Annotated in this window: 18 protein-coding genes and 1 pseudogene; 3 read left to right on the top strand and 16 right to left on the bottom strand. The window is 39.7% G+C overall.

Features of this window, described 5'->3' with window-relative positions:
• Nucleotides 1-58: 58 nt before the first annotated feature.
• From mnmA to cymR, 3 genes are all read right to left on the bottom strand, one after another.
• Entirely contained in the window at nucleotides 59-1,174 is a 1,116-nt protein-coding gene (gene mnmA / locus AC503W_RS13550) for a tRNA 2-thiouridine(34) synthase MnmA (protein WP_494914469.1), read from the bottom strand.
• Nucleotides 1,175-1,200: 26 nt separating this feature from the next.
• Entirely contained in the window at nucleotides 1,201-2,346 is a 1,146-nt protein-coding gene (locus tag AC503W_RS13555; protein ID WP_494914470.1) for a cysteine desulfurase family protein, read from the bottom strand.
• Between the two features lie 200 nt (nucleotides 2,347-2,546).
• On the bottom strand, nucleotides 2,547-2,966 hold the full coding sequence (cymR, locus tag AC503W_RS13560; RefSeq protein ID WP_494914472.1) for a cysteine metabolism transcriptional regulator CymR: 420 nt from the start codon (nucleotides 2,964-2,966) through the stop codon (nucleotides 2,547-2,549).
• A gap of 389 nt (nucleotides 2,967-3,355) precedes the next feature.
• On the opposite strand from cymR, the pseudogene AC503W_RS13565 reads away from it, so the two are divergent.
• A pseudogene (locus AC503W_RS13565) lies at nucleotides 3,356-3,517 on the top strand (nuclease-related domain-containing protein); the annotation flags it as partial.
• Between the two features lie 175 nt (nucleotides 3,518-3,692).
• Here AC503W_RS13565 and AC503W_RS13570 read toward each other — a convergent pair.
• The gene (locus AC503W_RS13570) at nucleotides 3,693-5,846 is read right to left on the bottom strand and encodes an LTA synthase family protein (protein WP_494914473.1); all 2,154 of its coding nucleotides are present in this window, start codon (nucleotides 5,844-5,846) and stop codon (nucleotides 3,693-3,695) included.
• Nucleotides 5,847-6,806: 960 nt separating this feature from the next.
• Here AC503W_RS13570 and AC503W_RS13575 point away from each other — a divergent pair.
• Complete coding sequence (locus AC503W_RS13575; RefSeq protein WP_494914474.1) at nucleotides 6,807-8,078, top strand: replication-associated recombination protein A; 1,272 nt, start codon at nucleotides 6,807-6,809, stop codon at nucleotides 8,076-8,078.
• 28 nt (nucleotides 8,079-8,106) lie between these two features.
• Here the strand turns inward: AC503W_RS13575 and AC503W_RS13580 are convergent, their stop codons facing one another.
• The 6 genes from AC503W_RS13580 to AC503W_RS13605 all read right to left on the bottom strand — a co-directional run bounded on the left by AC503W_RS13580 (nucleotide 8,107) and on the right by AC503W_RS13605 (nucleotide 13,651).
• Nucleotides 8,107-8,754 (bottom strand): DUF2642 domain-containing protein, encoded by a 648-nt coding sequence (locus AC503W_RS13580; protein ID WP_494914476.1) that lies wholly within the window; start codon nucleotides 8,752-8,754, stop codon nucleotides 8,107-8,109.
• 217 nt (nucleotides 8,755-8,971) lie between these two features.
• Nucleotides 8,972-10,120, bottom strand: coding sequence for a hypothetical protein (locus AC503W_RS13585; RefSeq protein WP_494914477.1), 1,149 nt, complete (start codon nucleotides 10,118-10,120; stop codon nucleotides 8,972-8,974).
• A 200-nt stretch (nucleotides 10,121-10,320) separates the two neighbouring features.
• The gene (locus tag AC503W_RS13590; protein ID WP_494914479.1) at nucleotides 10,321-11,607 is read right to left on the bottom strand and encodes a hypothetical protein; all 1,287 of its coding nucleotides are present in this window, start codon (nucleotides 11,605-11,607) and stop codon (nucleotides 10,321-10,323) included.
• Between the two features lie 187 nt (nucleotides 11,608-11,794).
• The gene (locus tag AC503W_RS13595) at nucleotides 11,795-12,487 is read right to left on the bottom strand and encodes an ABC transporter ATP-binding protein (RefSeq protein WP_494914480.1); all 693 of its coding nucleotides are present in this window, start codon (nucleotides 12,485-12,487) and stop codon (nucleotides 11,795-11,797) included.
• Nucleotides 12,484-12,861, bottom strand: a complete 378-nt coding sequence (locus AC503W_RS13600; RefSeq protein WP_407406827.1) for a GntR family transcriptional regulator — start codon at nucleotides 12,859-12,861, stop codon at nucleotides 12,484-12,486. Before AC503W_RS13600 ends, AC503W_RS13595 begins: the two co-directional genes overlap by 4 nt.
• Before the next feature lie 4 nt (nucleotides 12,862-12,865).
• Nucleotides 12,866-13,651, bottom strand: a complete 786-nt coding sequence (locus AC503W_RS13605; protein WP_494914482.1) for a hypothetical protein — start codon at nucleotides 13,649-13,651, stop codon at nucleotides 12,866-12,868.
• Between the two features lie 154 nt (nucleotides 13,652-13,805).
• Between AC503W_RS13605 and tagU the strand changes: the two genes are divergently transcribed.
• The gene (tagU, locus tag AC503W_RS13610; protein ID WP_494914484.1) at nucleotides 13,806-14,735 is read left to right on the top strand and encodes a polyisoprenyl-teichoic acid--peptidoglycan teichoic acid transferase TagU; all 930 of its coding nucleotides are present in this window, start codon (nucleotides 13,806-13,808) and stop codon (nucleotides 14,733-14,735) included.
• Between the two features lie 461 nt (nucleotides 14,736-15,196).
• Here tagU and AC503W_RS13615 read toward each other — a convergent pair whose 3' ends face one another.
• The 6 genes from AC503W_RS13615 to AC503W_RS13640 form a co-directional block, all read right to left on the bottom strand.
• On the bottom strand, nucleotides 15,197-15,655 hold the full coding sequence (locus tag AC503W_RS13615) for a hypothetical protein (protein WP_494914485.1): 459 nt from the start codon (nucleotides 15,653-15,655) through the stop codon (nucleotides 15,197-15,199).
• A gap of 85 nt (nucleotides 15,656-15,740) precedes the next feature.
• Nucleotides 15,741-16,229: a VanZ family protein gene (locus AC503W_RS13620; RefSeq protein WP_494914487.1), complete on the bottom strand. Its 489-nt coding sequence runs from the start codon at nucleotides 16,227-16,229 to the stop codon at nucleotides 15,741-15,743.
• Nucleotides 16,216-16,353, bottom strand: coding sequence for a YwzD family small protein (locus tag AC503W_RS13625; RefSeq protein ID WP_494914489.1), 138 nt, complete (start codon nucleotides 16,351-16,353; stop codon nucleotides 16,216-16,218). The genes AC503W_RS13620 and AC503W_RS13625 overlap by 14 nt, the downstream gene beginning before the upstream one ends.
• Before the next feature lie 625 nt (nucleotides 16,354-16,978).
• On the bottom strand, nucleotides 16,979-18,400 hold the full coding sequence (locus tag AC503W_RS13630) for a lipopolysaccharide biosynthesis protein (protein ID WP_494914490.1): 1,422 nt from the start codon (nucleotides 18,398-18,400) through the stop codon (nucleotides 16,979-16,981).
• A 76-nt stretch (nucleotides 18,401-18,476) separates the two neighbouring features.
• Nucleotides 18,477-19,382 (bottom strand): glycosyltransferase, encoded by a 906-nt coding sequence (locus AC503W_RS13635; protein WP_494914491.1) that lies wholly within the window; start codon nucleotides 19,380-19,382, stop codon nucleotides 18,477-18,479.
• Nucleotides 19,382-20,638 (bottom strand): O-antigen ligase family protein, encoded by a 1,257-nt coding sequence (locus tag AC503W_RS13640; protein WP_494914492.1) that lies wholly within the window; start codon nucleotides 20,636-20,638, stop codon nucleotides 19,382-19,384. The genes AC503W_RS13635 and AC503W_RS13640 overlap by 1 nt, the downstream gene beginning before the upstream one ends.
• Between the last annotated feature and the right edge of the window lie 8 nt (nucleotides 20,639-20,646).

The raw sequence follows: 20,646 nt of genomic DNA on the forward strand, positions 1-20,646 counted from the left end.
TCTTTCTACAATGCAAACAAAATCCCCAACCGCAAATACAGCTGGGGACATGATTATTTTACCCTACGTAGGTCAGTTTTTCACCTTTTTTAAACACTTCATCAATCGTACCGCCGCCTAGGCATATTTCGCCGTCATAGAATACGACGGATTGCCCTGGCGTAATCGCCCGGACCGGCTCGTCAAATACGACCTCGACATCCCCGTTTTCCAGGACTTTCACCGAAACGCCGCTATCGACTTGGCGGTAGCGGAATTTAGCCGTACACGTAAATTCAGTGGCTGGCATGTGTTCGGCAACCCAGCTCATCTTCACAGCTTTCAGTGAATCAGAGTAAAGCACATCATTGTTAAAGCCTTGGCACACATATAAAACATTGCGTTTCAAGTCTTTACCCGCTACGAACCAAGGCTCGCCGCTTCCACCGATCCCAAGACCGTGGCGTTGACCGATTGTATAATACATCAAGCCATCATGTGTCCCCATGACTTTTCCATCCATCGTGGTCATTTGACCAGGTTGTGCCGGTAGATATGTGCTCAAGAAGCCTTTGAAATCACGTTCCCCGATAAAGCAAATACCGGTTGAGTCTTTCTTTGTTGCCGTCGCAAGACCCGCTTCCTTTGCAATTTCACGGACTTCCTTCTTGTCGATATGACCAAGAGGGAACATGACTTTTTCCAGCTGCGTTTGCGTTAACTGGTTCAAGAAGTATGTTTGGTCCTTATTATTATCCACGCCTCGAAGCATTTTGTACTCGCCATCTTGGTACTTGACCTGTGCATAGTGACCCGTTGCCACATAATCGGCACCCAGGCTCACCGCATGCTCAAGGAAAGCCTTGAACTTGATTTCCTTATTGCACATCACGTCCGGATTCGGTGTCCGTCCTGCCTTGTACTCCTCCAAGAAGTATGTGAAAACCTTATCCCAATACTGCTTTTCAAAGTTGACCGCATAATAAGGAATTCCGATTTGGTTACAAACCGCAATCACATCATTGTAATCTTCCGTTGCTGTACAGACCCCGTTTTCATCCGTATCGTCCCAGTTCTTCATGAAAATCCCGACCACGTCATAGCCTTGATTTTTCAAAAGCAGGGCGGACACAGAAGAATCGACGCCCCCTGACATCCCAACGACGACGCGGGTGTCTTGTGGTGCTTTCTTCATTCTGTCACCTCATCTATTTACAAAAATTATGGTTGTACTAATCTTTTCACGATCTTCACGGTTATTTCCGCAGCTTCCCTGACTTCCTGCTCGGTATTGTTCAGGCCAAAGCTGAAACGAATCGCATTCTTCGTCCGCTCCGAACCTTTTCCAAACATCGCGACCAAAACATGCGACGGTTCAATGGACCCCGCCGTACAAGCAGATCCGCTTGATACCGCAACACCGGCCAAGTCCAAATTCACGAGCATCGATTCAACATTCGTACCAGGAAAACTGACATTCAACACATGTGGAAGCGCGTGCTCCCTCGATCCGTTAATTTCATATTGTACCTCTGCCTTGTCAAAAACGGCAAGCAATACGTCTTTGAAAGAGTTGTATTGCTCCGTTTTACTCTTCATCGTACTTTGGGCAATGGACACGGCCTCGGAAAAACCAGCGATTGCCGGGACACTTTCCGTACCCGCGCGCCGTTTCCGTTCCTGTTCCCCACCGTATAAATGAGGAGCGAACTTCAATCCATCACGCATATATAAGAAACCGGTTCCTTTTGGTCCATTGATTTTATGAGCGGAAACACTCAATAAATCCACGCCAAGCTCTCGGACATCGATAGGTATCAAACCATATGCCTGCACCGCATCCGTATGGAAAAGGGCTTGGTGCTCGCGTAAGAGTTGTCCAATTTCAGCGATTGGCTGGATCGAACCCACTTCATTGTTGCCAAACATGACGGAAACCAAAATCGTATCGTCCCGCAATGCCGCTTTTAAATCAGCAATCGAAATGAGCCCCTCTTCATTCACAGGTAAATACGTGACCTCAAAGCCAGACTTCTCAAGGAATTGACAGGTATGCAGAATTGCATGATGCTCAATCTCTGTTGTAATGATGTGGTTGCCTTTTTTCTCATTCGCATGCGCAGCCCCGATAATCGCCGTATTATCCGCTTCCGTTCCACCACTGGTAAAAATGATTTCATTCCGTCCCGCATTGATACTTGCGGCAATATTCGAACGCGCTTCATCTAAAACATGACGCGCTTCCCGTCCGTACGCATGAATGCTCGACGGATTCCCAAAGTCATGGCTCATGACCGTCATCATCTTATCAATCACATTCGGATGCATCGGTGAAGTCGCAGCATGATCTAAATATATTCTGTTCACTTTTTTGTCGCCTCCATAGAATAGTTAGGCAATGCTCTATGATTAACCTGACTCTCGTGTTTACTAATGAAATGAAACTTGCAAAAAAATGCCTATTCACATAGGATTTTACCTTTAAATCAACCGGTAGTCCAATAATGGTTGTAAGATAGAACCCTTTTGAATAGGTATTTTTGCTTCATATTAATCTGTAGTCCCAATTAAATATAGTACATATAATCGTTTGTTTCACCATTGTCCTTGTAATTCGCCAAATCCACAAGCGTCGTATTATCAAGGACTTCTTTGACCGCATCGCGAATCCGGATCCAAAGCTGACGTTTCACCGGCTCTTCATCCTCGATTCCTTCAACCGGGGTAATCGGTCCTTCCAACACGCGAATGACATCACCAGAAGTAATCTCATGAGGATCTTTCGACAAGACATATCCGCCATATGCACCGCGGACACTCTTCACCAATCCCGCATTACGAAGGGGCGCAATCAGCTGCTCCAAATAATGCTCGGACAAATCATGCGTCTGGGCAATCGATTTCAAACTCTTCGGACCTTCACCATAATGCTTAGCAAGCTCAATCATGATCGTTAAACCATACCGGCCTTTAGTAGATATCTTCATGTATATACACCTCAAATTATTAATCCGTTACTAAATTCTCTTGAAATTATAGCATATCCCTAGTAGAAATGCATTCACCCACCCTTCATTTGTCAAATAATTCTAATTGGAGAGGTGGGGGAAATGGTGGGATGGCGGATTAATTGACTGAAAGTCGTATTAGTTTAGTGAACACGACAGTCGAATTCTAAATAAAACCCCATTTATAGCAGTAATTTTTTCAAAAAATATAAAATGATGATAAAAAACTGAAGGAGTGATTTATTAAAGATTGCGAGATTCCATTACAAGCACGAATGCTTGAAACGCTTATAAAATGATTGCCAAGCAGCCATCCATTACACCCACTACTAAGCTCAGACTATAAAAAAATGTAAGCTGGATACCATGGTGACCATAGCGTTTTGTCTGCTTTACAAGCCGTTCGTGAAAAAGAGTATCTACTCTTTCATAACCTCCATCTCCTTGGCTCCCCTTACCCCTTTCAAATGGACATTCTCATTCTCACTTCTTCTTTCCTATTAATCCTTGAAGTAAAAAACATGGCCTAATATAGTGGGCTTGTAGAGACCCAAGCTTTTAATCTTGAGCAAAATTCCAAAAAAATATCAAAAGGGGGTTCGGAATGAAACCATTCCGGACCCCTTTTGTCTACAAACTGAGAGCCTTTGAAAAGGCTCTCCTTAAATCGTGGAGAATGTCCCCCATTTCCCAGCTGTATCTACTTTACTTTTTTATTATGAAAGGTTTTGTACTCTTCAGCTCTTTATGTGTGGAATCAAAGACAACGAATCGATATTTCTCCTTTGCGTGTACGCTCGCTTTACTCACTGTAAAGATCGCAGTCTCATCCTTGCTGCCCCTCCAGATCACCCTGGTGATATCTCCATCTTGATCGACTAACTTCGTATACTTAGGGGCACCATGTACCTCCATAACATAAGCATTTCCTTTAGTAGACAAGCTTTGAAGCTCCATCTGTTTCATTTCTCCAAGAAAATATGATTTATCCGGGTGCACATCCATGTTTGCTGTAGTGTCTACCGAGTAGCGTTTTCCGTGAAGCAAATCATATTGAATGAGCTTTAAATCAAGCATTTCTTTTGACGGACTTCCCATTTCCTTTTTAAATTTCGCATAAGGGATGACCGACTTTTCCTGTTCCCTCAGATTATCTAAAATAGCGGTAACGTTATTCCCTTTTACACCAGCCATTTTCAGGGATAGGGCGCTAATCTGATTGGGTGATAGATTAAGCTGCTGAGATTGATTTCCCTCAGACTTCCAGATAAAGTAGGGAACACTATGGGTGGTTATAAAATCATCGTAGTCATTCAGCATATTATTGGCAATTTTCGTTCCTTGCTTTCCGTAAACCAAATCGTTCGACGGGAAGGTTGGATAGTGATCCCCGAAAAAGATAAGAATCGTTGGTTCCGGTCGTTTTTTCACTTCATTAACAAGCCGTCCCAGCTCATTATCCACGCTATGAATCAGTTCAGTATACCGATTTAGGTATGTCCTTGTTTTCTCCGGAAGAGTCCCTTTCTGAAGAAACTTAGAATCCTGAAGCGGCTGATAGGATTGATGAGCCTCAAGCGAGACGGCGTGAATGAAATCGGGTCCATCTGTACGGTCAAGCTGCTGCAGGATTGTATCCGTCATATGCTTATCCTTCGGGTAGCCGTGACCAGATCCATTGACATGATCCAGATCCATAAATTCCCCAGAAATAAATTGCTGAAAACCAAGCATCTTATATACTGATTGTCTTTGATAATACCAGTTATAAAAAGCATGAACAGCAGTTGTATGATAGCCTGCATCCCTTAATGCATAGGCCACTGAAGGAAGCGGATGCTTCACGAACTGCTGATAAGCCACCACGTTATCTGGGAAAAACTGCCGGCTTAGCCCGGTAAGTGCTTCAAATTCAACATTCGCAGTTCCGCCGCCAAATTCCGGCGAATACATCGTTCCATGCAGCGACTCGTCATATAAACGATGAAAGTTGGGAATCGGGTCAGCTGTAAAATGCTCTTTTCCAAAGTGCAATGGATCCGTGAAGGCCTCGCTCATTATATAGATTACATTCGGCTTTACAGCAGGCTGCTGTGGTGATGCTGGCTGATACTTTTCCCCTATCGATTTTACTGTATCTTTTGAATACCCTTTTGGCGGCTGGATTTGACCTTGCTTAGCCATTAAAATAAAGTTTCCCATCAGTCCATTTCTCATGGTGCCTAGTTCAAGCCGCCAATATGTATTTTCGAACTGAGCTTTTGCCATAGGAGACATAGGAAACCCTGTCCATATAACCGCCCAGACGACAATTGATAGAACAAAAACCCCTGCTTTTAGTATCCATCTGTCTTTAAATCGCGGGACTAAATAAATTCCTATGAGGACAAGAAGGATAGCCGCAGCAGAAATGATGATTACCATTGTATTAATATCTATAGGCTGCTCAAGCCCTTTGAGTTCTTTAGATAAGGCAAGGTCTCCAATTGTAATCGGCGCATTCCTTAATTCTAATTTTATTTTATTCGCAAAGGCAAATATGATAAGGAAGCCACTTAACAAAACACTCATCATCATATAAAGTCTGCGCGGAAGAATATAAAAAATATTATAAAGAGCAAGGATCATAACCATATTTAAAGCAAAACGCTTTGTGTACTCGCCTGTCCAATGTGTAAAGGGCATCCATAAATAGCTGCGGACGATCATTTCGCAGACAGCTAAGGTCATTAGCGGCAAAATCACCATGAAAAACGCAGTCAGTAAATGAAGGGCAAGAGCTTTTTTTCTTGAAAGTATATATTCTGGTAATATAGCTTTTTTCTTAGAAGTATCAATCTTAGGTAAAGGACTTTGCATCAAAATTACTCCTCCTATATTTTTCAAACAAATTAATATCAGAAAATTATATAACTTTTTTAATTGTTTTTACTTGTCGTTTTATGCTTGAGATATACTAAATAATTGTACAGGCTCACTATAGAGCACGTGTTGAATCATCAGCAGTAAAGAATGTTTCGTATGCTTCAACAGCTTTATTTTCTAAAGTTTTAGCTTGGTCAGCGAGTAATTGTACAGAATATGTTCCATAACCTGCAGCAGTATCAGCTACTAAAGTTCGAGTTTAACTATCTACTTGCTTTCATAAATACCCTTGACTTTGCCAACTTTTACTGTATATTTTTTTCTACCCCAAATACCTATCATTCTTTTTCTATGTAAAAACACCTTAGATTAAATCTATATATCGCTAAAATTTTACTTTTTATGCTTCATTTATGATACCACTATATTATCCTATGGTACATAAATTGTTAGAAATTTACCTTACCTTTATACCTTATATACCTTAGTACCACCACTCAAATCAGACTTCCCTTCTCTTCTAGCTCTTTGACCTTTTTCAGATAAGTTTCTATAGCATACTCCTTATCTGCCAAAACTTTAAGATGTCTACTGATTCATTACGAACCTGGGTATTCTGACCTACCTGTTCCACGTATTCCATGGAGAGACGATTAAGAAAGTGGATATGCCGCATATGTATGACCTCTTCTCATGATGCAATACCAACAGCGAATGTTGGCAATTCCTCCAGCTCCACTCTCCAGCGGTCGCAAAAAATTTATTACATTCCTTGCAATTAGATCATTCCGGCCATACTAAGGGTAGAATTTATCTCTTAAACTCGCTTATGTCGAATTAATCCCGTGAATGTTGAATGATCCCACACAACCGTCGAATTCCCTCCCCCAAACGCATATTCTGAGCATTTCCCCCTTTGTTTGTGATACCTTATATAAAAAGGAGAGGTGCATCATGAATATTAAACCGCTGGCTTTCCGGATGCGGCCCCGTTCGATTGATGAAGTCATCGGGCAGGAGCATCTCGTCGGTGAAGGGAAAATCATTGCGAGGATGGTCAAGGCCAAACAGCTGTCTTCGATGATTCTGTACGGTCCTCCCGGCATTGGCAAAACGTCCATTGCGAGCGCCATCGCCGGCAGCACGAAGTTTGCCTTCCGGACACTGAATGCTGTGACCAATAATAAAAAAGACATGGAAATCGTCGCTGCCGAAGCCAAGATGTCCGGTAAAGTGATCCTGCTGCTCGATGAGGTCCATCGCCTGGATAAAGCGAAACAGGATTTCCTTCTTCCCTACCTTGAAAATGGGATGATCACCTTGATTGGTGCGACGACAAGCAATCCCTATCACGCCATCAACCCAGCGATCCGCAGCAGATGCCAGATTTTCGAACTAAAGTCGCTGGAAGTCAATGATATTATCAAAGCCCTCGAACGTGGATTACAAGATGAGGAGCGTGGTCTCGGTCACTATAAAACGGATGTCAGCACCGATGCTCTTGCACATTTCGCGACCGCTTCGAATGGGGACGTCCGCAGCGCCCTTAACGCTCTAGAGCTTGCGGTCATTTCTACCGAGCCTGACGAATCCGAAACGATTGTCATCGATGTAAAAATTGCCGAAGAGTGCATGCAGAAAAAGAGCTTTTCGCATGACAAGGATGGAGATGCCCATTATGACGTCCTATCCGCCTTCCAAAAATCAATCCGTGGCAGCGACGTGAATGCGGCCCTCCATTATTTAGGACGATTGATAGAAGCCGGTGACCTGGTCAGCATCGCCCGTCGCTTGGTCGTCATCGCGTATGAGGACATTGGCCTGGCGAACCCTCAAGCTGGTCCTCGTGCCCTTTCAGCAGTCGAGGCAGCCGAGCGCCTTGGTTTCCCGGAAGCCCGGATCCCGCTTAGCAATTCAGTGATCGAGCTTTGTCTATCGCCTAAATCGAACACCGCCTATAAAGCAATTGATGCGGCACTCGCCGATATCCGAGCCGGCCATAGCGGCGACGTACCCGATCACCTTAAAGATGCCCATTATAAAGGGGCTACCGAACTGGGCCGCGGAGTCGACTATCTCTATCCGCACGATTATGAAAGCGGATGGGTGAAACAGCAGTACCTACCGAACAAGCTGCGCAACAAAAAATACTATCAACCGAAAAAAAGTGGGAAATTCGAACAAGCCCTCGCATCGGTCTATGAGAATATCGAGAAAAAGAAATAACTCCGGATCTTAGTAGATCCGGAGTTATTCATTGAGGAAACTGAAAGCTCTTGACATGCCGCATATTTACGTAAACCTCTTCGCCTTGAGCATCCATCATATGGATGATGCCATCCTTCACTTGGATGATTCTCCCTATGCCCTTCGGGTGCTGCCCTAAATCGAGCACCACCAATTTATCGGTCAATTTTTTCAGTTGTTCCTCCAGAGTACGGGCCCAGCTCAGACTGGAAACCTGAAGAAGCTGCTCGCTTTTACTCAATCCGTATGGCCCTTTTTCATCCTCACGAACCGTTAGCCACTTTACATGCTCCATGGGGATGAACATCGTTTTATAGGCAGGAGAATGAAAAATGAAATAGTTATTCATGATACCCACGATATAGCCGTAGAGGGGTTTGTTTTTCATGAGCAAAATTTCCACAAAGAGCCCTTTCGCATTCATCAGCATCTTACGGAATGATGTCTCACTGATTTCCGGGTCCTCTCCTCCTTCAATCTCTTCATCTATCATGGGAAAAGAATAATTCTTAACGTGTCGCTGCGGTACATAGCGGTACACTTCCCCCGTGTACAGGACTAAGATATCCGTACTTTCTTCTATTAAGTTCCCAAACACAGGAATGTTTCCTGAGAGTTCTAGCTCCATATACTGTCCAATATATTTAGAAAACAAATATAATCCACCTTTCCTTCCTTATGGCGAGGGATCGTTCTTGAATCCTGTCCTACTTTGGTACACTCCGACTTGTTTCAGAGATTCGCTATAGGAATCACCCCTAGGTCTAGTCCAATATGCCCTTGATCACCTTTTGGACAACCCATATGCCTGTCCCTTTTTAATAAGAAGGCACAACAACTGCATTGGTTGCTGTACCTGTGGGGTCGATCCTTTATAGAGTTGTCTTTGAAACTTTAATAAGGTTCTCAAGCCAGATTTTCTTAAACGTATTGACACGCGTACGGTTTTTATCCTTTCTATGACGGCGACGACGTTTCTTGCCTTCATCTGAACTTTCAGGTGAGCTGCTGCTTTCACATGAAGAGGAACTTTCAAATGAACTGCTCTCACTTGATGAACTTTCCGGGGAACTGCTGCTCTCGAATGATGAAGAACTTTCAAACGAACTGCTACTCTCGATTGACGAGGAGCTTTCATACGAGCTGCTTTCACATGAAGATGAACTTTCAGGGACTATGCAGACACATGATGAACTTTCGCTTGAGCTGCTTTCACATGAGGATGAACTTTCATGCGAACTGCTTTCACTTGAACTGCTTTCGTGTGATGAGCTTTCATACGAACTGCTTTCACATGAGGAACTCTCATGGGAAGAACTTTCTTTGCCTTTATCCTTATCTTTTCCCTCCCCATCATTTCCCCTTGGGAAAAATAGTCCAATGGATTGGATTTGATCTGTCGTGATATAAAATATTTCGTCTTTATTTACGACAACAATAAATTCATCTGCGACTTGTATCAAGACACCCTCTACTTTTTCAGGTCCGCCTGCATGAACCGAAATCCAGAAGTAAATCAATTGATTAAGAGCGCCATTTAGGGTATCAAGATCGACAGTTGGAAACTCCGGCCATGATGCACGGAAGGAAACCTCCACAATCGCTACACTCTTAATAAGAGCAATCGGGAATAGAACGAGCCCGTCCTTCTTAGTCGATAACACGATAAAATCTGTCGCTACCTCGACAATCTGGCCGACTTTTGAAGCTGGACCTCCACCATTCACCTGGACGAATCTGTTATCCAATGTTCGCAATAACTCCACGAACGTTGATGGAAATGCATAGCCCTCATCATAAGGAGGTAGTAAATCCTCTTGAGATTTCTTTGCATTCACAACCACGATTTTCAGTTGGGCAATCGTATAATACACGAGTTGCTTATCTTCAGTCAGAATGACGATATACTCGTCAGTAACTTCTATCAGCCTGCCTTCTCTTGAATCAGGTCCGCCTTTAAATACTTTAACAAATTTCCCCTGCAAAGCTTGAAGGTACGGTAAACTAATTATTTCTGCCATTTTTCCTTTAGCCTCCAATAGTTATTTATACTTTAGTGATATCCGTACTGCATATATATGCGCCTTCTTTCTATTGCGGACTCTTCTAAGCACCCATTTTCTAGTAAATCGTCGTTTACCTAGAGAGATTACATGTAAAATGACCATGGACATGCCTCTCTAAAAAAAATAACCCCGGATATATGATCCGAGGCCACCTTTTACTTTTCTTTTTTATAGGAAACTGCCACTCTCCCACTTTCCTGCTGTCCTGACTTTGTTACTGTCACGTACACTTTGCCCGATTTCTTACCGAGCTGCTTTATAGAAAGAGTGAGCTTTTTGCCTTTTGCCGTCCCTTTCACCAGCATGTTTCCTTTGCTTTTTGCCTTGTAAATCTTCACGACATCGCCTTTGGCAAGGGAACTGATCACCACGGTATCGGCTTTTCCCTTATGATTCGTCAGCTTGACCTGGCTTGTCTTCACGGAAGGCGAGGTTTCACCCTTAAACGTTTGGGCGACACGATCACTTTCCCTCAAGGGTGATTTCATCACGGTCACGTAGACCTTACCTGTCTTTTTGCCAAGCTGGCTGACCTTAAAACTCACTGAAGTGCCTTTCGCCGTCGTTTTCCCTATGACCTTCCCTTTGCTTTTCGCATCATACACCGTGACGACATCACCTTTTTTCAGGTTGCTTACCTTTACACTATCCGCTTTGCCTGTATGATTCGTCACGTTGATTTGGGAGGCCTTTAAGGAACTGGTCCTATCCGAGATCGTAAACTCATACGGGACATCGACGGAATCATCATGGTTTTCCATCACAAAGGAATAGGTCCCTTTTTTCAAATAGGTTGTGAGGCTTCCATTTTCGTTCGAATATAATTCTGCCAACTTTTTATTGGAACGATCTTGGATAGAGCCCCTCCATATCGTGTCCCGTTTTTGTTTCACGCTCAATGTCACATTCCCATTTTGCGGGACGATGAATGTAAAGAAATCGCGATCATCAGAGTGACTAATGACCCCTTTATAGGTAGCATTCAGGTTGATGGGATTCGCTGTAGCTACCTTATCATTGGACTCTTTTTCGTAAAACTGGCTTTTTGTATATTTCGTGGAAAATTGATAATCCGCTTTGGAACCTTGTCCGCCACTATTGCTGATCCGCACATAGTACGTCCCTTTGGGCAAACCTACTTGCACTTCATCAAACCCGGATGTATCATCCTGCCTTTTCGTATAAACGAACGTATAGATATAGCCTTTACTATTCTGGATATGTCCCTCAAATGAGGTCTTGGCGTTCCGTTTGATCGATAACGTGACATTCCCAGGCTCGGGTAAAGTTACTTTATACAAAATCTCCTTCTTATTAGCTAAAGAACCCTTATACATCTTGTTCACGTTAATCGCTTTAGCTTGATTCACGTTCGAAGCCGCCTGTACATCCGCTTTTCCTGCCACCGAGAACATAAAGAGGCAAGCTCCAAACATCATCAAAAACCTTATATATCCTTGTTTCCGCACACGTTTCATTTCCCTTCATATGTAAATTAGTAGTTCAATGAGATTAGTTATATTTTCCTATTAAACCATGATTTTATCAATGATTTATTACGTGGTAATTATAACCATATTCTTTTTTTGCAATAAAAAGACCCCAAATCCTCATTTGGGGCCCTACTACTCACTTATAATGTGCTTTCATCCATCCCACTACCGACTCCCCGTTTCTTTCACGGATGCCTTCTACTTCCTCTTTCCCAATGACCTGCCCATTCTGAATCAAGAGCACTTCATCCAGGACCTTTTCGATATCATCGATTTCATGCGTCGTGATGATGACCGTTTGTTTTTCAAAATCAATATACGTAAGCAGACTGCGGACAATCTCCTCACGAACCATCACATCCAACCCTGAAAATGGTTCATCCAATAATACGATGGATGCCTCCCGTGACAAAGCCAGCACCAATTTAAGCCGGCCCCTGTTTCCCTTCGACATCGAACTGACTTTCTTTGCAACATCCAGTTTCATGAATGCCAGCATTTCCATGGCCTTCTCACGATTGAAATCCGTAAACTGCGAAGCATGGAAGTCGATATAATGGCCGACCGTAAACGTGGGATAGAAAAAATCCAACTCCGTCAAATACGACACGCAAGAAGCAACCCTCCTGCTAACCTTCTTCCCCTCGACCGTCACTTCACCCTGATCAGGTTTCACCAAACCGGCAATCAGTTTGAGGAGGGTCGACTTACCGCTCCCATTGGCCCCTAACACCCCATAGATTTTCCCTACATCAAACGAAAGTGAAACACGATCCAGTGCCACAACTTTTCCATATTTCTTCGTCACGTCCTGCATTTCAATCATCATTCCACATCACCCCGTTCTGTCAAAAATGCCTGTACCGCCGTGAGCATTTCCGTTTTTGACAACCCAATTTCCTTCATATTTTCCACGAACGTTTCCATGATTTCCGTTTGAATCCGCACCCGTAACGAAGCGATCAAGCTTGGATCATTTTTAACGAATGTTCCTTGCCCCCTTTTTGTCTCCACGATCCCATCCCTTTCAATCTCAGCATACGTGCGCTGTATCGTATTTGGATTGACGCCCGTTTGAATAGCCATCTCTCGAACCGATGGTAGCTTTTCACCACTTTTTATCTCCCCGCGGACAATCGAATAACAAATTCGATCCGCTACCTGTAAATAAATCGGCTTTGTCGCATGAAACTCCTCTGTCATACACTTACACCTCAATCTTTCGGTCCAGCAGCCAACATGAAGCTAGGAATAATAACACTAACGTGATGATATCCAACCCGGTTGTCAGGAGGGATATCCCGCCCGTATTTAGATAAAATCTCAAATTATCAGCCGACATGGTAAATGAAGAATCACTCAACACATCCACGACCCAGACCGTATCCATTTGTTGATAAACAGCCGTACTTTCATACCAGCTCCCCACCATGACCATCCCTATAAATAGAAGGGAAACGATCAGCCAACGAAACGGTTTAATGGCTAAGACCCGAGCCAATGCATGGTAAACCACCCATAAAAATAATATGACCAGGGCAAGAAAAAGACTGACTGCCATCAACAAAATGCCCATTTGCAGTAAATTATAGAATGACATCATACTCTCCGTATGAAAACTCACATCAAAATGGCTCGTAGGAATCCTCATCGTCACAAAAGTGAGCAGGCAGGCAAACAGCAATGACATCCCCTGGAACAGTACACTGATCAACAATTTACTACCTAGTAGCATCCCGGAAGACTGTGGATTATACAACCATACCTGTACCTTCCCTTCCACATTCAACCGACTACATATAAGGAAAATCATAATCAGCGGATGCATCAAGATGACCATTGGTGAACTGATATAAAACAAACCAGCCACTTCAAAATACTTCGAAAGCAAATAGGCAACAAACACTAACCCCGCCTGGGCCAGCAGCAACCAAAGAAGCACCGACTTCCCGATCAGCCACTCCTTTTGCATCAATCCTCTAAACGCTTTCACTTCCCCATCCCCTTTACCACTGTGTTAGTTAAATAGTACACAGTCACACCATAAAATGTCAAAGGTATTATAAAATAACAAAAAAAGCTACTCTTTCAATCTCGAATTTACTATAATAGACTAAGTGATTACATAGCGAGGAAGGAAGTTAAACATGAGACATGAAAAAAAGAAAAAAAAGAAACGAACATGGCTAAAAGTAGTCGGCATTATTGTCCTTCTTTTTGTACTAGCTGGGGGGGCTTTTGCATTCTCCGTTTGGAATTCCTTAACCAAAACCGTAGAAACCATGCATACGCCTATAGACCGTCAAACAGATAAACGAACAGAAAAACTTACATTATCAGATCAGGAGCCTTTCTCCATGCTGATGCTCGGTGTTGATGAACGGGATGGCGACAAAGGCCGTTCAGATACGATGATTGTCTTAACCGTCAATCCGGAACTGAAATCGGTTAAGATGCTGAGCATCCCGCGTGATACCCGTACAGAAATTGTCGGACACGGCACTCAAGATAAGATCAACCACGCCTTTGCATTCGGCGGCGCCGAGATGGCGATGGATACGGTCGAGAATTTCCTTGATATCCCGATCGATTACTATATGAAGATCAATATGGAAGGCTTTAAAGATATCGTGGACGCAGTCGGTGGTGTCACCGTCCAAAATGATTTGAACTTCACTGAAGAGGGGACGACCTTCAACAAAGGCATGATCGAACTGAATGGTAAAGAGGCGTTGGCCTATGCCCGAATGAGATACGAAGATCCTAATGGTGATTTCGGGCGTCAATCCAGACAACGTGCCATTATCGAAGCGGTCATTAAAGAAGGGGCGAGCGTATCGACCTTGACGAGTTACGGCGACGTATTCGACGCACTAAGTAAAAATATCCAGACGAATTTGACGTTTGATGACATGATGGACATTCAAAAGAACTATAGAGACGCAAGTAAGGACATTTCCCAATCCTCCATCGCCGGTACCGGAACGAAAATCGACGGAATCTACTACTATCTTGTGTCGGAAGAAGAACAAAAAAAGATTCAATCAGAATTAAAGGAACATTTAACCGTCAAATAACGCAAAATGAAAAAGCTGCCTGGACCGCATCCAGACAGCTTTTTCATTTGACCCATCCAACATTCTGACAAAAAACGGACACCCATTGTAGAGATTTGTTGGAATTTTTGTTGTTTATTAGAGGGGAAAAGACGGTATAATCTAACTAAGAGCTAAAGATATTCCTTCTTCCCCTTGAATCTTTCATTACGAGAATCAACTTTCATTAGACACAAGGTCACGTGAATCATCATGCTTAGGTAAACATTTTTCAAAAAATAAAAGGAGTGGATTGTATGAAAATCAAGGCAGGTAGTTGGGCAATGCTAAGCAAACAAGACAAAATGTTTATTCTGAAGGCCATCAGTGATCGCTCTAGAATGAAATATGCTTCATGATCACTACCTTAATCCGTCAATTCCCTTATAAATATCCTCTCCCTTTTCGATAAAAGGAGCGAAATGTTGAAAAAGGAGAGGCATCTATTCAAATCGATAATCCCAAAACAGACGCCATTCGCCTTTTTCCTTCACTACATAACAATCCTGTTCGATCGTAAACAAACCAAAATGAGACTCAAACACCTGGGTGACAGGGACCCTGTACGCGGTTTTATGGACCTTTCCGCCTTTCCCCATGCTCCAATCCTTCACTTTCTTTGAATCGCCCACTTCATACTGAAAAGTTTCCACATCCATATGTTGCAAGAAGACATGAGCTCGATTTTGCACATAATCGGCACGAACCGGAAAGCGCAGCTTCATTTCGCTACTTAACAATTCCCACGACTTCCCGAATTCCGCCTCACTCTCGTATGCATAAAAATCATCCACTAATCGCTCAGGTCCACTGGGCCACAGAAAAATGATACAACCTCCAACGACTAATATCGCGATTATAAAAGCCCCTACTCCAAATGGACTTCTTTGGCGTCTCATCATATACATCACCTTCAGAAAGCCGATCCTTACCCTATCTATATGAAAGGAACGACAAAAAAAGAAGCATGCTTAACAGACATACTTCTCACGCAGGGTGCCTCCACCATCGACTGACCATAATAAAACACAAAATGCCCATTACTCCCCCGAACGTATCGATCATAACATCCTGCAACAGTGGTGTTCTCCCACCTGTAATGTTCTGATGCACTTCATCCGCACTCGCATAAAGCAGCACGCAAACAAGAGCACCTGAAAGGCTAATACCTTTATGTTTTACAAAAACCCGCCAAACACCAAATGTCAAAAAACCGAATACAAAAAAGATAAAAAGATGGGCACCTTTTCGAATGAAAAACTCAAAGAACCCATCCACCCCAGCGGTATGAGCACTCACCTCGACCCCACCATACATAAACGAAATGCCCTCAAGCAATTCATACCAATACGGCGTATTAAACCGTCCTAAAAAAGAAGAAAGGCTCTGCTCCTCATACTTCTGCGAGGAGAAAAAGAAGATGAGTATCGCCCATAACGTGAGCAAAGCCGGGAATAGCCACTTACGGCCTCTCATGTAAAGGTCCTTCCATAATCCCGCTCAATTTCTCCTTCAGTTCCTCTACTAAATCATATACGGTTACATCTTGTTCTGATTCCACTTTTGAAACCATTTCTATTAAAATATCATTAAAAGTCATTAGAAATATCCACTCCAAATAATAATTAAAGCCTCATTGTAATACCATGTTACTACCTCTCCACCATTGGTAAAAACAAGAAATTTAGCTCTCTTAATAGATAATTACATATTAAACGTATAATGGCAAGTAGAACATCGATGTAAGTGGTTTCATTTACTACAATTACCCAAAAAACCATTACTTATAGCACAGTTTACACATGAGGACAATGACAACCATCCTACTAAAATCACAAAAAGGAGACTGAAAAATTGTTCTAAACAACCTTTCGCCCCCCTTTTCATATTAATATACCTTTATTATTCTTTTACCACTTTGATTACCTGCTTTATACTTTGCACAAAGAGTTAAAGCTGTACCTTTCTTCTGAGTTTTTATTTTTAAAATTCTTTTTGGAATCTGTAATAAACGGTCTATTTCTATAGGTTCAAAATGTGTAAGGAAAAACTCATTTAGCCCTATCCTTCGTCGTAGAAGCTCTTAAACAAAGGATATACTACCTTATTTTTAACAGCTGATGAAGTTGGTATCAGACTGCAAAAATGTAGAATCTAAAGGGACATCTATCGCTTAGTTAACACAAAGAACCGACCCTATTTACTCATCATCGATGAGAAAGGATTCATTTTAAATAGTTCTTTTTTATAACTTTTATAATTTTTATCATATCTTTCGAATATAAAAATATCATAATAACTATTACAAATAAGCCTATTAATATATTGTAGTAAAAATTTTCAATTTTAATGGAAAAGAAGGCATATATAGAAATAATAACAATCATACTATATATCCTTGTTAAATCATAATTCACTTTATAATATTTTAATGATATTTGGGTTCTTAGTGTGAAAAATACTATAAAAGATATAGCTGTAGCCACTGTTGCTCCAAATGCACCATATCTTGGGACAAATATCCAGTTACCTATTATGTTTATCAGACATGTAATAATAGCTATAAATATATGCCATCTTGTTTTTTTAAAAAAGTTAATACCAATTACTGTTGTTTCAGATAATGTGTACATTATAGGCATAAATACTAAAAAAGGCATCAATTTTGAGGCTTTACTGTATTCATTTCCTAAAATATATACCACTAAATCTTTTCCAGAAATTATAAGTATAGCAATTAAAAACATAGAGAATGCAACTATTTTGGATACACTCTGAAAAAATTCTTTATCTTCAGGGTTTTGCTGAAATTTTTCATAACATACAGGGGCCCAAAATGTTGAAAATGTAATCTTAATGATATTTAAAAGTGCTATAATTTTAAATGCAGCAGTATATAACCCTAATTCTTCAAAGTTGCTCCATTGCTTTAAAGCAAATTTATCGAATGCCTCAAATAGCCAAGTTATAAGAGTTGTTAATACTAAGGGAGAACTATATTTTAATATGTCTATTTTACTGTGTTTTAATTTATAAACAGATATATTTCTCAAAGACCAGAAATCCTTTTCTAACATGATTGCTATTATTGCAAGAAATAGTAGGGTCAAAATAGTTGAGTAAACTATTACCTCAAAACTCTTACCTATTATAGTATATAGTAGCAACAAAAATATTAAGCTTAAAACCCTATCTAATATTTGCAAATTAGAAAACGATTTACCTTTTTGTTTCATTCTTATAACCAATGTCCCATAACGATATAACACCTGTGCTACTATTCCTATAATTAACATAAAACTCAATATCATACTTTTTTCTTCTAATAGATACATTGTTATTTGTTCATTAAAAACTATTATAAATAAAATAATAATTATTAATATTAAGGATGGAATCTTTAGACAGTTATATAACAAACTACTTCTATTCTGCTCTTCTTCTTCGTGGAAAAACCTAACAAAAGTCTGATCTGTTCCAAAAATTATAATTATCATAAAAATATTTATTGCAAGTGTAAACATTGAGGCTTTTCCAAAGTCTTCTGGAGCAAGTATTCTGGTTGTTATCATTGTACTTAAAAGACCGATAACCAAGCCTATCCAGTTTCCATAGGAAAATGATAGAAACTTTTTAAATAAGTTCATCTTGTTTCCTTTCTATTAACTATAACTTATTATTACAAATTTAATTAAGTCGTTGAAACTAACAAATAAGAAAAAGTTATTTTATATCTATACTATAAACTTCTTGTATTTTTTTTAATTGAATATCATTTTGATTCTTTCCGACATTAGCTTTGTTTAGAGAATCAGTTTGACTGGAAGATATTACATACAAATTTTGAGGAAATCCAGATGTTTTTACAACTAAAGTACCTTTCCTAATTGACATTATTTTAAGCCATAGATCATCAGCCATCAAACAAGTTGATTTAATCGTTTCTTTATCAAATACTGCATTATCTAAAGAATGAGGTGGATATATTACTCCCCCTACACCAGTAGGACATAATAATAAATTAGGTCGTGTATTATTATTAATTGCATGCTCCCATAAAGAATATGGCAATATACCATCCTCATTTAAAGTTATCATATGTCCTCGGTTACATGAGATGCAATTTGGGTATTTTGCATTTGAATCTATTAACTTTTTAATTGCATATGATGGATAAAGAATATCATCATCAAAGGTTATTACAGTTGCTTCGGGATTTTCTAAAAAGGTATAAAAATACTTTTTATGCGGTTTTAAATCATCACAAAATTTAATTTCCAAACCTCTACTTTTTAACTTTATTAATTGTTTAGGAAGTAGATTTTCATTATCAATTTGATCCCTAGCTAACCATAAAATAATTCTATCCGGTTTATATATTTGTCGCATTAAAGTCTCAATACATATCCATACTGTATTAATTCTTCCAGGAAATGTGGTTAAAGAAACTATTACCTTTTTTTCATTTTCTCCCGTACCTTTTTTCTTAAAAAACCTCCAACATAACTTATAATAGCTGATTACTACAATATTAACTAAAAATGAAAAAAATTGATGTATTCTCAAATTCCATAGTTTTTTTTTTTCTTTTTTTAACAAATGTTCAACTATATAAAAAAAATTCAACATTATAAATCCTTCTTTCCCTCTAAGTAATCTGCATTAGAAAGTAAACCAAGTATAAATACTGGTACGATAAATAACGAATTATGCCAAAAAGTAAAAAACATTCCGCATAGTATTACATATAAAATCCCAAATCTCAATATGGAGTTTTTAGTTTCTATTAGAGTTAATATTAACAACAAGCATAATGAACCAGTACCAATAATGCCGAATGAAAGGAGGTACTGAAAAACAAAATTATGGTTTTCAATATCCAAACCGAATTTATATAGGTCCAACCAACTTGATCCAATACCAGAAAGTAAATTACTTTTTATAATTGGCCAACTCTCATAAATAATTTCGTATCGTCCATTATCATCAAAAAAACCAGTAATATTATCTCGCATATTATTTAATATGGGTAAAGATATTAAAAGTAAAAAGAAAAAAACAATTAATGTTATACCTATATTTAGTTTTTTTACTTTTTCCTTTTTACCGAACAGTACATATAGAATCACTGTAGTAATTAAACATAAAACACCAGTTCTTGAAGTATTGATAATATTTGCAGCTAGAATTAGAATTATACAGAAAAGGGTTCTATAATTAAATATCTTAAATAACTTACAAACAAGAAAAAATGCTCCAAGACATAAAAACCCTGATAAAATACTTTTTTGGATGAAATACAAATTAAAAATAATCCTTCTCTCACCAAAAAAGATAAAACCTATCTGCTTTCCAAAAAACTCATACAAAAAAAATTGTATTACTATGCCTATAGCTAATGCTACAGTAACATCAATTATTCTATCAATGAAATAATTAATTTTATTATTATCTATATGCAAGCCATTTTTTTTGTGAATGATGGATATAAAAAGAGAAAAAGTAATTATTAATAACTTGAAAGTAAACTCTAAAGACTCTAAACCATCACTAGACTTAAATATACTTAAAAAGAAAAAGCTAGAGAATAATACAATAAGATATAAATATTTTATGTTTATTTTTAAGTTATTAAAACAAATATTAATAAAACCATATATTATATAAAAGAATAATATAATTGTTGTCAGTGAAAAATTATCATTGTAACCAAATATCCCTTTATAAAAAAACGGCAACGAATATATTGTTATAAGAAGTACTTTCTCAACTACCGATTTTTTTTTAAATAGAAATATTGTTGCAACTATTAATAACATAGCAGAACCCAGTATTTCATTAAATAAAAATAGAATTATATTTATAGTGACTAATATTAAAAACAAATTCTCAC

The sequence above is a fragment of the Peribacillus suis genome, from assembly GCF_059384845.1.

Coding starts and splice junctions, on each gene's coding strand:
- mnmA (WP_494914469.1), bottom strand. CDS start 1,174: ATGAAGAAAGCACCACAAGACACCCGCGTCGTCGTTGGGATGTCAGGG.
- cymR (WP_494914472.1), bottom strand. CDS start 2,966: ATGAAGATATCTACTAAAGGCCGGTATGGTTTAACGATCATGATTGAG.
- AC503W_RS13570 (WP_494914473.1), bottom strand. CDS start 5,846: ATGCAAAGTCCTTTACCTAAGATTGATACTTCTAAGAAAAAAGCTATA.
- AC503W_RS13575 (WP_494914474.1), top strand. CDS start 6,807: ATGAATATTAAACCGCTGGCTTTCCGGATGCGGCCCCGTTCGATTGAT.
- AC503W_RS13585 (WP_494914477.1), bottom strand. CDS start 10,120: ATGGCAGAAATAATTAGTTTACCGTACCTTCAAGCTTTGCAGGGGAAA.
- AC503W_RS13595 (WP_494914480.1), bottom strand. CDS start 12,487: ATGATGATTGAAATGCAGGACGTGACGAAGAAATATGGAAAAGTTGTG.
- AC503W_RS13600 (WP_407406827.1), bottom strand. CDS start 12,861: ATGACAGAGGAGTTTCATGCGACAAAGCCGATTTATTTACAGGTAGCG.
- tagU (WP_494914484.1), top strand. CDS start 13,806: ATGAGACATGAAAAAAAGAAAAAAAAGAAACGAACATGGCTAAAAGTA.
- AC503W_RS13615 (WP_494914485.1), bottom strand. CDS start 15,655: ATGATGAGACGCCAAAGAAGTCCATTTGGAGTAGGGGCTTTTATAATC.
- AC503W_RS13620 (WP_494914487.1), bottom strand. CDS start 16,229: ATGAGAGGCCGTAAGTGGCTATTCCCGGCTTTGCTCACGTTATGGGCG.
- AC503W_RS13625 (WP_494914489.1), bottom strand. CDS start 16,353: ATGACTTTTAATGATATTTTAATAGAAATGGTTTCAAAAGTGGAATCA.
- AC503W_RS13630 (WP_494914490.1), bottom strand. CDS start 18,400: ATGAACTTATTTAAAAAGTTTCTATCATTTTCCTATGGAAACTGGATA.
- AC503W_RS13635 (WP_494914491.1), bottom strand. CDS start 19,382: ATGTTGAATTTTTTTTATATAGTTGAACATTTGTTAAAAAAAGAAAAA.